The 13401-nt window shown below is 54.1% G+C and carries 9 protein-coding genes; 3 read left to right on the top strand and 6 right to left on the bottom strand.

The window, feature by feature from the left end; all coding sequences use genetic code 11:
• Positions 1 to 15 precede the first annotated feature (15 nt).
• Together C7433_RS01590 and C7433_RS01585 are read right to left on the bottom strand one after the other, a co-directional pair.
• Positions 16 to 2394, bottom strand: coding sequence for a glycoside hydrolase family 3 N-terminal domain-containing protein (locus C7433_RS01590; protein WP_110267481.1), 2379 nt, complete (start codon positions 2392 to 2394; stop codon positions 16 to 18).
• A gap of 21 nt (positions 2395 to 2415) precedes the next feature.
• Positions 2416 to 3795, bottom strand: coding sequence for an MFS transporter (locus C7433_RS01585; protein WP_110267480.1), 1380 nt, complete (start codon positions 3793 to 3795; stop codon positions 2416 to 2418).
• A 521-nt stretch (positions 3796 to 4316) separates the two neighbouring features.
• On the opposite strand from C7433_RS01585, the gene C7433_RS01580 reads away from it, so the two are divergent.
• Positions 4317 to 4949 (top strand): acyl-homoserine-lactone synthase, encoded by a 633-nt coding sequence (locus C7433_RS01580; protein WP_006119202.1) that lies wholly within the window; start codon positions 4317 to 4319, stop codon positions 4947 to 4949.
• Here the strand turns inward: C7433_RS01580 and C7433_RS01575 are convergent.
• Positions 4921 to 5670: a LuxR family transcriptional regulator gene (locus C7433_RS01575; RefSeq protein WP_039340302.1), complete on the bottom strand. Its 750-nt coding sequence runs from the start codon at positions 5668 to 5670 to the stop codon at positions 4921 to 4923. The genes C7433_RS01580 and C7433_RS01575 overlap by 29 nt on opposite strands.
• 610 nt (positions 5671 to 6280) lie before the next feature.
• Here C7433_RS01575 and C7433_RS01570 point away from each other — a divergent pair.
• Positions 6281 to 7174, top strand: a complete 894-nt coding sequence (locus tag C7433_RS01570; RefSeq protein WP_033741719.1) for an SDR family oxidoreductase — start codon at positions 6281 to 6283, stop codon at positions 7172 to 7174.
• Between the two features lie 50 nt (positions 7175 to 7224).
• Here the strand turns inward: C7433_RS01570 and ampC are convergent, their stop codons facing one another.
• Together ampC and C7433_RS01555 are read right to left on the bottom strand one after the other, a co-directional pair.
• Positions 7225 to 8367, bottom strand: coding sequence for a class C beta-lactamase (ampC, locus tag C7433_RS01565; RefSeq protein ID WP_110267479.1), 1143 nt, complete (start codon positions 8365 to 8367; stop codon positions 7225 to 7227).
• Between the two features lie 336 nt (positions 8368 to 8703).
• Positions 8704 to 9885: a glycosyltransferase family 4 protein gene (locus tag C7433_RS01555; protein ID WP_058708124.1), complete on the bottom strand. Its 1182-nt coding sequence runs from the start codon at positions 9883 to 9885 to the stop codon at positions 8704 to 8706.
• A gap of 269 nt (positions 9886 to 10154) precedes the next feature.
• On the opposite strand from C7433_RS01555, the gene hpxO reads away from it, so the two are divergent.
• On the top strand, positions 10155 to 11312 hold the full coding sequence (gene hpxO / locus C7433_RS01550; RefSeq protein ID WP_058708123.1) for an FAD-dependent urate hydroxylase HpxO: 1158 nt from the start codon (positions 10155 to 10157) through the stop codon (positions 11310 to 11312).
• A 34-nt stretch (positions 11313 to 11346) separates the two neighbouring features.
• Here hpxO and dcp read toward each other — a convergent pair whose 3' ends face one another.
• Entirely contained in the window at positions 11347 to 13389 is a 2043-nt protein-coding gene (gene dcp / locus C7433_RS01545) for a peptidyl-dipeptidase Dcp (RefSeq protein WP_039340294.1), read from the bottom strand.
• Positions 13390 to 13401 lie beyond the last annotated feature (12 nt).

Below are 13401 nucleotides of genomic sequence, written 5' to 3'. Positions count from 1 at the left end.
GGGCAGGCGAAGGCCTCAGTCGGCAACGTTGACCGAGCAGGTGCTTAACATCCGCCAGTGTGTCGGCAGCACACGCGTTTCTCCCGTTACCGTTACGGTGCTGACGCCATGAATATCACGGCACGAGGAACCTGTCTGCAACTCGAACTCACCCGGTTCGACAATACGTTTACCATCGCCACGGGTAAAGTTGAGCATATCGACAGGAAGCGTAAAGCACAGTTCGGCTGACGCGCCTGGCGCCAGCGTGACGCGCTGAAACGCTTTCAGTTCCTGAAGCGGGCGTACAAGGCTGGCGATTCGGTCACGAACATAGAGCTGGACCACTTCGCTGCCCTGCCGTTCCCCCCGATTGGTCACGGTGATCCGCAGGCGGATCTCGCCATCGATCGCGACCTGATCCTGTTCAGGCTGAGGCGCGCCCCAGTCGAACGTCGTCCAGCCCAGACCGAAGCCAAACGGATAGCGTGCGCCAAAATGAAACGCGATGGGCGTTCCACCGCTTTTCAGTTTGTGGTTGTAATAGAACGGCATCGCGCCGACGTTTTTCGGGATACTGACCACCAGTCGCCCCTGCGGTTCTGCCCGCCCCGTCAGCACATCGGCAATCGCCCAGCCGCCTTCCTGGCCCGGCGCCCAGGCGAGCATAAAGGCCGCGACGCGCTCCTCCATTCCTTGCAGGTTGTAAGGTCGCCCACCCGTCATCACCACAATCAGGGGCTTACCTGTGGCGGCCAGCGCCTCCAGCAGCGGCTGCTGAACGCCGGGCAGAGTCAGGCTGTCGGTATCCGATCCTTCGCCTACGGTGCCGCTTTGAAACAGCCCCGCCAGATCCCCCACGCAGGCAATCACGACATCGCTTTGTCGGGCAACCTCAACCGCCTCGTCAATCAACCCGGTATCCTGAGACACCGGCGACTGCTGCATTGGTTTCGCCCCGCTGTCCCCCGGGAAAACCGGCGCACCGGCGGTGCGGGTTTCAATGATATGGCACCCTTTGGCATAGCGGACCTGCTGCTCACCCAGATAGTGTTGCAGTGCGGCCAGCGGCGTGGTGACCTGCGATGTTTCTTCCAGCATATCGCTGATGATCAGGTGAACCGGAAAACTGTAGCCGCTCAGCAAAGCCAGCGGATCGTCAGCACAGGGCCCGACTACCGCCACGCGCGCGCCGGTTTTCAGCGGCAGAATCCCGTTATTTTCCAGCAGCGTAATTGACTGTGTTGCGACCGTACGCGCTACCTGACGGGTTTCCTCGTGCTGAAGACAAATGTCCGCTTCACGGATGTACGGATCGTCGAATAACCCCAGGCGAAATTTTTCTGTCAGGATACGGCTGACAATACGGTCAATCGTCTCCATCGACAGCAGTTGACGGGATACCGCCTCGGCCAGATGACGCGCGCAGTCATCCTTAGGCAGTTCGACATCCAGACCGGCATTAAACGCCAGTGCCGCCGACTCCGCCGCATCCTGCGAAATGCCGTGATGCTGATGTAGCAAACTGACGCCACCATAGTCCGCCACGATAAGGCCATCGAATCCCCACTGCTCCCGAAGCACGTCGGTCAGTAAAAAACGATCGCTGTGGCTGGGTTGATTATCGATGTCATGGTAAGCGGGCATGACCGAGCCGGCATTAGCCAGCTTTACGGCCATTTCGAACGGCAGCAGGAACGTGTCGTTCAGTTCGCAAAAACCGAGATGGACAGGCGCATGATTGCGCGCACCTTCGCTAAATGAATGGCCTGCATAGTGTTTGAGCGTAGCCAGCAGATCGCGCCGCTCGCCCTGTAAACCTTCGACATAGGCCGTTGCCATCACGCCCACCAGCCAGGGATCTTCTCCAAAGGTTTCTTCCGTTCTGCCCCAGCGGACATCCCGTGACACATCCAGTACCGGAGCCAGCCCCTGCTTACAGCCAACGGAACGCGCTTCGGCACCGATATGCTGTGCCGCCCGTTTCACCAGCCCGGCATCCCAGGTAGAACCGTAGTTAAGCGAGGACGGAAAGAGCGTAGCGCCTTTGCAGAGTAAACCCACGAGGCACTCCTCATGAAACAGGGCCGGGATGCCAAGGCGCGAGCCTTCAACCAGGTCGCGTTGTAAACGGTTCGCGGCACGCACGCCAGTGACGGCATCAACAATGTGCGTGCCCAAAGGACGGGTAATCTGACCGACGCCGTGCGTTAACCGCGCCTTCAGGATGGTGTGTTCGCTGACGCCCGTGAAGTCATCGCTCAAATCGCTTCGCGGCTGATGATTGCCCTGTTCATCCAGGATGAGCCAGTAGGCGTGCATCTGGGCGAACTTCTCTTCGGCCGTCATGCGCGACAACAGATCGTCTACGCGTACGTCAATGGGCTGATGAGGATCCTTATACATCTCGGTCATGTTTCTCTCCTTTCGCTGAGATCAAATTGTGTTTTCAGCATCGTGTCGGGCTTCTGCGGCGCGTTTTGCCGCCAGCGCTTCGGCAATCGCATTGACTCGCGGGCTGTTAAGTTGGTAGAAAAAAAGCAGAAGCAGCATGGCGATAAACAGCACGCCGGGGATGATGTTATGCATCAGGTTGATGGTGGTAATGACCTGGGGTGACTGTGCAGCGACGCCGGGTTGGTAGTGCACCAGACCGAGGATCCAGCCCACGACGGCACCGCCCATGGCCAGGCCAAATTTGATGGCAAATAAGGCGGTTGAGAAAACCAGGCCGTCGAGACGTCTGCCGCTGCGATGTTCTTCATAATCCACGACGTCAGAAAACATATTCCATTGAACAGGCGTGGTCAGATTCTGAACAAAGCCAAAAACAATATTCAACCCAATGATTAACCAGACCTGGGACGGTGGAATTAAATAAATGACCGTCAGAAAGAAAACAAAACTGACAAGACAGACCTGATAAGCACGAATGCGGTCGAATTTTCCTAATATACGTTCTGATAAAAATGCACCGCATAATGCGGCTATCATGCCCGTAACAATAAAAGTAAAGACCAGGTCAGGTCGCCGTAAGACATAATTCATGTAATACAGAGTCGATGAGCCGCGCGTCACGACGGCGGTCAGGAGCAGGATGTTAAAAATAATAATGATGCGCCACTGATTGTTTTTAGCGAGCAGCTTGAGATCCGACCACATTGACCCCGCTGTATCGTTGTGGGGTAAATAACGCTCACGCGTCATAAAGAAGCAGCAGTAGATTAACACCACGCCCAGAAATCCCATCAGGCCCATGGCGTAAAGGTAACCCTTTGCCTTGTCTCCCTGCCCCAGCAATTCGACCAGCGGCAGGCCGATCACCGTGACCACCAGTCCGCCGATAAACGCACAGGCAAACCGCCAGGATTGCAGCGAATGGCGCTCGCGTGGATCCAGGGTCAAGGCTCCGGGCATCGCGCAGTAAGGCACATTGACAGCAGAATAAATAAAACTGAGAATTGCATAGGTGACGCAGGCATAGACAATTTTGGCGGTCGGGACGGCATCCGGCACGTAAAAGGTGATCAGGCAACTGACGCCGAACGGAATCGCGAACCACATGAGCCACGGGCGAAAACGGCCATGACGGGTTCGGGTACGATCGACCAGTGCCCCAATACAGGGATCGACAAACGCATCGGCCAGGCGCACCACTAAAAACATGGTGCCCATAATCGCGGCCGGTAAGCCGAACACATCCGTGTAAAAATAGGCCAGAAATAAGGTGGCGGTTTGCCATACCATCGAACTGGCGGCATCACCGATGCCGTAACCCAGTTTTTCTTTCGTTTTAAGCTCAGAGGATATAGTCATTATAATTCGCCTTATAATTCGGTAATTACCTGTCTTAATCAGCTATCCCTGGCCCACGCGCAGGCAGGCCCGGCTCAAGTATTAGTAAACTGCGCCAGGTCAACAATTACCGAAATTAACAGCCAAATTATGATTTTTAGTTTTTTCTGTGGTTTGTGATACAGGACATATTGATTACTCTCTAATATAAAATTTTACGCGAACCGGGGATGAAAAATAGCGATGCGCATCTGGCATTAATCTGTTAAATGCCCCTTTAGCACAAACCGACTGGGAAAATATGCATTTTTGAAATAGTATTGTTTAGTTACTATTTGTATTGTGTTCTGCCGCGTTATGACAAATAATATCCCTTCAGGGACAGTTTTACCGCTTGAGACGCTTTATCCTGCCCATTGACAGACAGAAAACGACGCCATTCGCTCGAATAATGGTTAATTAACTGAACGTCATAGTGAAAAGCTTGTAAAATCAGTGCAGGATAACCGCGAGGGCCGCAGTAACTTTTAAGAGGAAATGGAATGCTTGAACTGTTTGACGTCAGTTACGAAGAACTGCAAACCACCCGTTCAGAAGAACTTTATAAACTTCGCAAGAAAACATTTAGCGATCGTCTGGGATGGGAAGTCATTTGCAGTCAGGGAATGGAGTCCGATGAATTTGATGGGCCCGGTACGCGTTATATTCTGGGAATCTGCGAAGGACAATTAGTGTGCAGCGTACGTTTTACCAGCCTCGATCGTCCCAACATGATCACGCACACTTTTCAGCACTGCTTCAGTGATGTCACCCTGCCCGCCTATGGTACCGAATCCAGCCGTTTTTTTGTCGACAAAGCCCGCGCACGTGCGCTGTTAGGTGAGCACTACCCTATCAGCCAGGTCCTGTTTTTAGCGATGGTGAACTGGGCGCAAAATAATGCCTACGGCAATATCTATACGATTGTCAGCCGCGCGATGTTGAAAATTCTCACTCGCTCTGGCTGGCAAATCAAAGTCATTAAAGAGGCTTTCCTGACCGAAAAGGAACGTATCTATTTGCTGACGCTGCCAGCAGGTCAGGATGACAAGCAGCAACTCGGTGGTGATGTGGTGTCACGTACGGGCTGTCCGCCCGTCGCAGTCACTACCTGGCCGCTGACGCTGCCGGTCTGATAAGATCCAGTTCTACACCCAGTCTGATAGCCTGTCGGGCGTTACTGACGCCCAGTTTCACGACCACATTCTTGATGTGAAACTTCACGGTACTCACAGAAATGCCCGTAATAGCGGCTATCTCAGCATAGGTTTTGCCCATACTCGCCCAGTACAACACCTCATTTTCACGCGAGGAAAATATCGTTTTGTCCGCGCTCTGATTTAACGCCGGGGCTCGCTCGCCTTCGGTACCGGCCAGGCGGTACATCTGCTCGTTAAAATCAATCAGCAGCATCTGCATCGTGCCCTGTTCGGCAGCAAGGCGTTGCTCCAGCGCAGCCTGATCGTTGCCTTTAATGATCACGGACAACAGAGCAAGGTTGTTCATGTGGTCGTGCAGGACATAGGTAAAGCCGTTAACGATGTTGTATTGCTTGGATAAAGAGAAAATTTTGGTGAACCGCAGGTCGGACATCAGCGTAATATTCTCATCCCAGGCAAACGGTGAGGTGCGTTTAAAGGCCGTGAGAATAACCGGATCGGTCAGCTGAAAGTTGTTAGCGCGGTATAACCTAATCCATTCGTCAGGATAACTGGAAATAATCAGAACATTTGAAGGATTTTTTTTGCTCACAACAGTGTAAGCGTAATCCGGACTACCCAGCGGAGATAACTTTCTCTGTATGTAAGTCTGAAGCGTATCCGTTATTGTTTGATTTTCAAGGAAAAAAGAAAACATTCAGGCTCCATGCTGCTTCTTTTACTTAACGTGGACTTAACCTGCACTATAGTACAGGTAAGATGATACTTAAGAGTAACTTACAATGAATCATTCAGAGGTTACAATGGCTTCAGTTGTTTAGCGGTAAAAAAAAACCTGACCTGTACGGCCAGGTCGCTAAAACAGCCAACACCAGGGAAAACGTCCGGCCAGACGTCACAAAATATAAAGTGATGCTGGCCGGGACACTCATAGTAACATCTTTGAAACATTTGTACAAACATTCACGGTTACTCAATCTGCAGCAATTCTCCCCCTTAATGACTGTTAATACAATCTCTTATTTTCTCCCGTAATAACTGCTAGTTTCTCAGCCACTTAGGCGCTATTCCCCTTTCGTGCACGCCCTCTCTGTTTCCTGTCAGGCTGGTCTGCGCCCCTGAATGCGGCCCCGCTGGCCCTATATTCCACTGTTTCCGCTGCGCTTATCGGTAAATTCAGGGGATTAAAAACGTCTTTTTGCCGTTTTTTAACTGCCTGAGCACAAATAATAAGCATTTGAATGTGACAAAAATCACATCTGTGCCAGGCTTAAGTTCTCTGACACGACTGTTTAAGGAGCTTACGCATGACAACGTCAAATAAGGCTATTCTCGATCCCGATCGTTTCCCGAAGCCGCCGTTCAGACAGCAGCCGCAGCAGGCACCCGGCCTGGCGAGCGAAATGGACCCGCCACCCGACCACGGTGAAACCAGCTATCGTGGTCACGGTCGTCTGACTGGCCGTAAAGCCCTGATCACAGGGGGAGATTCCGGTATCGGTCGCGCTGTGGCCATCGCCTATGCACGTGAAGGTGCCGATGTGGCAATTAACTATTTGCCAGAAGAAGAGTCCGATGCGGCTGAAGTGATTAAACTGATTGAAGCCGAAGGCCGTAAAGCCGTCGCCATTCCCGGCGATCTGCGCTCTGAAGCCTTTTGCCAGAAACTGGTGAATGAAGCCGCCGACAAACTGGGCGGACTGGATATTCTGGTCAATAATGCCGGACGCCAGCAGTTTAATGAATCCATTCGTACGCTGAGCACCGAAGATTTCGATGCCACCTTCAAAACGAATGTTTACGCGCCCTTCTGGTTAACAAAAGCGGCGCTGGCTCACCTGCCGCGCGGTGCAGCGATTATTAATACCTCGTCTGTGCAGGCGTTTAAACCCAGCGATATCCTGCTGGATTATGCGCAGACCAAAGCCTGTAATGTGGCCTTTACCAAAGCGCTGGCAAAACAGCTGGGGCCGGAAGGCATCCGCGTGAATGCCGTTGCGCCAGGTCCGTACTGGACACCGCTGCAGCCCAGTGGCGGCCAGCCGCAGGAAAAAGTGGAACAGTTTGGTGCTGATGCGCCACTGGGCCGTCCCGGTCAACCGGTTGAAATCGCACCGCTCTATGTCACTCTGGCTTCCGATGAGTGCAGTTTTGCCTCCGGTCAGGTGTGGTGTTCAGACGGCGGTACAGGCACTGTGTAACGCATCGATCTCCGTCGATATGATGGCCGCCCTGTGCGGCCATTTTTAGTTCAGTCCGATGCCAGCATAGCCATGATGGCAACCGCCGCTTTGATACGCTCCGGATTGGGATAGTTTTTATTGGCCAGCAGGATTACCCCGCTGTTTTGTTGCGGGACGAACGCGATATAGGCACCAAAGCCCTTTGTGGAGCCGGTTTTATGCACCCAACTGGCGCGATCCATGGGTTGAGCCGGGTTCAGAATGGTCGCGGGCTGTGTGGACAGCGCGGCCTGAGTGTCACTGGCGGTAACGATCGTCTGGCTGTCAATGGGCCAGGGGTAAATTTCCCACCCCAGCCCCTGATACCGTTCACCTGCGCGCAGGTAACGAGACTGCGCGGTCAGAATGCCATTTCGCAATGCCGTATTCCCGGACGACAATCCATTGGGATTCGCATTGGCCTGCATAAAAGCCATCATGTCGCGCGCGGTGGACTTCACGCCGCTGGTCTCTGCTGAGAGCATACCCGGCGAGACGCGTACCGGTTTACCGTCCTGATAACCCCAGGCGTAATCAAACATCATCGACGGGGGCACCGTATAAAAGGTGCGTGTCAGCCGCAACGGCGTGATAACGTCCTTTTGCATCGCCTCCTCAAATTCCCCCTTCACCATCAAATAGCCCAGCAGACCAATACTGACATGAGAATAGTGACGCTGTGTACCCGGCGCGGCGTCCGGTTGCCACTGCTGCGCGTAAGCCAGTAGTTCATCCTGACTGGTTACCTCATCGGGCAGATGTAACGGCAGTCCGCCTGCGCTGTAGGTGGCAAGATGGACCATCCGTCGGCTTTGCCACTGCGGGCCGTTTAACGCGGGCCAGTAGCGGGAGACCGGATCGTTCAGACGCAGCGCACCGTTACGAATCAGCACGCCCGCCAGCACGCCCGTGAATGTCTTACTGACGGACCCCAGTTCGAACAGCGTATTTTCTGTCACCCGGCGTTCGCTCGCGGTATCGGCCACACCAAAGTTAATGTACTGAGGGCGACCTTTATACAGCACGCCGACCGACATGCCGGGAATGCCCTGCTGCGCCATCAGCGGATCAATCACGCTTTTTACCCGTTCGGCGATGGTCTGAGACGACAAGTCAGCCGCCTGGGCGCTGGCGGTAAACGCAATCAGTAATGCAGTGAGAAAAGATTTCATCAGTACTCATTCAGGTGACAGGTTATTGACACTGTGCCGCACAGGATTGCACACAGAGCTGTGCCTGAGTACTGCAGTCACTTGAGTTTCGCGTATTACAATGAGATTGCTCAACATAACAGCGAGTCTGACAGCTGGAGAGATCACATTTCGCCGCGACGGGCGTGAGTTGCGGCAACGGTGTGCGAGGGGGAAACGTGTGAGCGGGCTGCGCCAGGGCGCTGCTGCCCATGAAGCAGGTCAGCAGCAGAGCATACAAGTTTTTCATAACCGATCTCCAGAGATATGCGTCAGACAAGTATGATGACTCTGACGCATAACGTCTGGTAAATCTTGCTAAATTGAGAGCGCGGGCGGATGTTCCACGGCCTGGACCACGCCACGGCGATAAATATCGTTCAGTCTGGCGCAATACTGACGCGGATCGTGCTGCTGCTTGATGCGCAGAATCGCGCCCTCGCCTTTTTCCGTTAACTGCTGTGGCTGCGCAAGAATGTCCAGCAGGGTTGTCTTAATGCCGTCTATTAATGCCCGACGTAGCCGGTGTTTCTCGGCTTCGCTGTTGACCTGATATTCGCGGTCATCGTTGAGTTCGCCATCAATCAGCCAACCGGCGGTGGGCGGATTAATTTCAGGCAACGCACGAACGTTACTGGTCAATACCGGACAGCCGCTGGCCTGCATTTCCAGTACGGAAAACCCGTAGGTTTCCTGCCAGGTCGGCAGCAACCCCACATCGCTTTGCTGGAACAACTGCATCAGTTCACGATTATCCTTGCGGGAATGGTGCGTGAAGCAGGCATGGCGCTTGATGCGATCTTCAATGTCCCGATAAAAGGCGTCGTTATCCTGGAAAGCGCGATGGGCAACATTATGACGTTTCGTCAGCTCACCAATCAACTGAACGTCGAGTTGGCCAGCATCAATCTGTCCCGTTTCAATCAGCTCGCTGATGGCCAGCACGACTTCTGCGCCGCCTTTACGGTAAAACTCGTTGCCAACAAACACCAGGCGGAGTTTATCGCTTTGCCGTGGGCGCTTCTGTTGCGTAAACAGGGTTTGCGGTGGATGCATCACCAACGTTTTTGCGCGAATTTTCGCGGCGACATCGGGTTTAAACAGCTTCATCTGAATATGTAAGGTGGCATCGGAAATGGCGATCAGGCCAAAACAGTTATCCTTGAGCAAATACGGAATCAGTTGTTTGAGTTCAGGATTATCCTGCTTGGCGACGCCCGCTACAGGTAGAACACGCGGCAACTCAGTTTCGAAGGTCGCGACCCAGTTCATGGGCGTAATGGCGACTTCATTAAACAGATGCAGGATATCGGGCTTCTCCCCTATTGCGAAGGGCACGGGGACAAACACAAAGCGTTTATTCTTCTTGAGTAAACGTGTACGCAGCGGATTGAGGAAATAAAACAGATTGCGTTTTTTCAGGTTGATGTAGTGATTGTCCGGATTCACCAGGATATTGCGCTGCTCCGGATAGTGCGTATTGCTGATGCCAATTTTCATGAAAGATTCCGAAGTCGTTGTCGTAGGGCGTGATCTATATCACGCTCTGAATTGCATGTTTCATAGGCAACATCTTAAAAGCGCGTGGTTTATGTGGTTTACAGAATATTCCTGCACTGGCGCGGTGCGGCCTTTTGCACGGTTTGCGTGCAGGCTGGAAAGATTATTCCTCAATATCAGCGAGTTGCGCCTTGTTCATGCGGGTTGCCGCCTTTTCATCGCCTGGAACAAAAATTGCAAGATATGACGCAATGCAAAGGAGAGAACATATGAAAGCGATCGTTATCGGTGGCGGAATGGGCGGCATGACGGCGGCCCTCGCGCTGGAGCAACAGGGTTTTCAGACGGAAGTCTATGAGGCGGTAAAAACCATTCGGCCCGTCGGCGCTGCGATTTCGGTCTGGCCAAATGGCGTGAAATGCCTGAATTCGCTGGGCCTGAAAGACAAAGTCCGCGCGCTGGGCGGTAATATGGCCTTTATGGCCTATAAGGATGCATTGTCGGGTGAAACCCTGACACGGTTCAGTTTATCGCCGCTGGTGCAGCAGGTAGGTGAATTCCCCTATCCGATTGCCCGCGCCGAGTTGCAGGCCATGCTACTGGATGCCTACGGCCGCGACAGAGTGCATTTTGGTAAACGTATCGTGCAGGTGGAACAGCACGCCACGGGCGTTGTCGCCACCTTCGAAGACAACAGCCAGGCTGAAGGCGATTTTCTGGTCGCGGCAGACGGCACGCACTCTGTTGTGCGGGACTATGTGCTGGGGGAAAAGCTGCCACGCCGTTACGCGGGCTATGTGAACTGGAACGGTCTGGTGAACATTGATGAGTCCATCGCGCCTGCGGACCAGTGGACAACCTTTGTAGGGGATGGCAAGCGCGTATCGTTAATGCCGGTAAGCGGAAACCGCTTTTACTTTTTCTTTGATGTCCCGCTGCCTGCGGGGCTGGAACAGGACCGCACTACCGCACGTGACGATTTGCGCCGCTATTTCAGCGGCTGGGCAGCCCCGGTGCAAAAACTGATTGCGGCCATTGATGTGGACACCACCAACCGGGTTGAAATTCACGATATCGAGCCGTTTCAGCGCTTCGTGAAAGGCCGGGTGGTGCTGCTTGGCGATGCCGCGCACAGCACCACGCCGGATATTGGTCAGGGCGGCTGTGCCGCGATGGAAGATGCCATTGTACTGGCTTCAGCCCTGGCTGCGCATTCGCTTGGCATCGAAGATGCGCTGCTGCGTTATCAGGCGCGCCGCGTTGACCGTGTCAAAGACCTGGTTCTGAAAGCGCGCAAGCGTTGTGATATCACGCATGCAAAAGATCCGGTGATGACGTCGGAGTGGTATCAGTCATTAAAAAATGAAACCGGCGAGCGCGTACTGGCGGGCTTGTGCGAGACCATTGAAGGCGGTCCGCTGGGGTAAAAAAACAAAGGGCGGATTCTCCGCCCTTTGTTGCTCAGTCGGCCAGGCCGCGATTTTTTAACATCGGCTCAAGCTTCGGTTCGCCCCCGCGCCAGGCTTCATATAACGCTTTGAGATCACTGCTGTTGCCGCGAGACAGGATCTTCTGGCGGAAAATATCGCCATTTTTGCGCGTCAGTCCGCCGTTTTCGACGAACCACTGGTAGCCGTCATCCGCCAGCATCTGCGTCCAGATATAAGCGTAATAACCCGCGGCATAGCCACCGCCCCAGATGTGCTGGAAATAGCTGGAGCGATAGCGCGGCGGGACGGCCGCCATATCAAGATCATCACTGCGCAGCGCCTGTTGCTCGAATCCGTCAACGGACTGTACCGGCTGACCGCCATCCAGGCTGTGCCAGTGTAGGTCCAGCAACGCGGCGGCCAGCAGCTCGCTCATCTCGTAGCCTTTATTAAACTTGCCCGCCCTGATGATTTTTTCATGCAGCTCGGCGGGCATCGGCTCACCCGTCTGGTAATGGCGGGCATAATGACGAAAAACCTGTGGCTCGCTGGCCCAGTGCTCGTTGATTTGTGAAGGGAATTCAACAAAATCACGTGGCGTAGCTGTGCCGGACAGGCTGGGATAACGCTGGCTGGCAAACAGGCCGTGCAACGTATGCCCGAACTCATGAAACAGGGTTATCACCTCATCCCAGCTCAGAAGCGCGGGTTCCCCCTCCGCGGGTTGGGTGTAGTTGCAGACGTTGTAAATCACGGGTTTGCTGTCGAGGAGCGTGGACTGATTAACAAAGTTGCTCATCCAGGCGCCACCGCCTTTACTGTCGCGTTTGAAGAAGTCCGTGTAAAACAGCGCAAGCCCACTCCCGTCAGCATCGAAAATTTCGTACACCTGTACATCCGAATGGTAAACCGGCAGATCGTGACGTTGCGCGAACGTAATACCATAAAGCTGCGTGGCCGCCCAGAAAACGCCCTGTTCCAGTACCGTGTTGAGCTCAAAATAGGGCTTGATCTGATTCTCATCTAAATCGTACTGCGCTCGCCTGACCTGCTCGGCGTAGAAATTCCAGTCCCAGGCGCTGAGGGTAAAATCCCCCTGCTGCTTGTCGATCGTTTGCTGAATCGCCGCGGCTTCGCGTTCGGCCCTTGCCCGGGCGGCAGGCACAATATTACGCATAAACGCCAGAGCGGCCTCGGGCGTTTTGGCCATCTGATCCTGCAGTTGCCAGGTCGCAAAACTGGCGAATCCTAACAACCTCGCCTGTTCGGCACGCACCTGTGACAGCCGAAGCACTAACTGTCGGGTATCGTTATCATCGTTTTTCTCACTCCGCGTCAGAGCCGCATGAAACAGGGCCTGGCGCGTTGCGCGCACCGTCAGCGATTGCAGCGCGGGCTGTTGCGTCGTGTTTTGCAGCACCAACAGCCACGCGTTTTCCAGACCGCGCGCCTTCGCGGCGGCCCTGGCGACGGCCAGATCGGACGCGCTCAGACCGGCTAACTGTTGCACATCCTCGACGACCAGACCGCCGGCCTTCGTGGCCGCCAGCAGCTTATTCGTGAACTGGGTACTGAGCCGCGCCGCCTCCTGATTCAGGGTTTTCAGTTGCTGTTTCTGCGCTTCGGGCAGATTGGCACCGGCAAGCTGAAAGCGCTGCCAGAGAATTTCTACCAGACGTCTGGATTCGGCATCCAGCTGGTTTCGTTGCACATAGACCTGATCGATGCGTGAAAACAGCGGACGATTCAGCATGATCTCATCATTAAGCGCGGTCAGTTGCGGCGTAATCTCTTCATCGATCTGTTGTAAATAGGGGCTGGTATTCGCCGAGGTCATGGCATTAAACACCAGGCTTACCCGGGTCAGCAGCTGGCCACTTTTCTCCAGCGCTTCACAGGTATTCTGGAACGTCGGGGCATCAGCGGATGTCGCAATGGCCAGGACTTCCTGACGTTTCTCTTCGATACCGGCCTGCAGCGCGGGCAAAAAGTCCGTTTCCTGAATCTGGTCAAACGGTGGCGTGTGATAAGGCAGACTGCTGACGCTAAAGAAAGGGTTTTGACGGGCGTTCATAGGCGCTCCTGA

Source organism: Pantoea sp. PNA 03-3, from assembly GCF_003201175.1.
Taxonomy (GTDB): Bacteria; Pseudomonadota; Gammaproteobacteria; order Enterobacterales; family Enterobacteriaceae; genus Pantoea; species Pantoea stewartii.
This window is presented reverse-complemented; position numbering and strand designations above follow the sequence as displayed.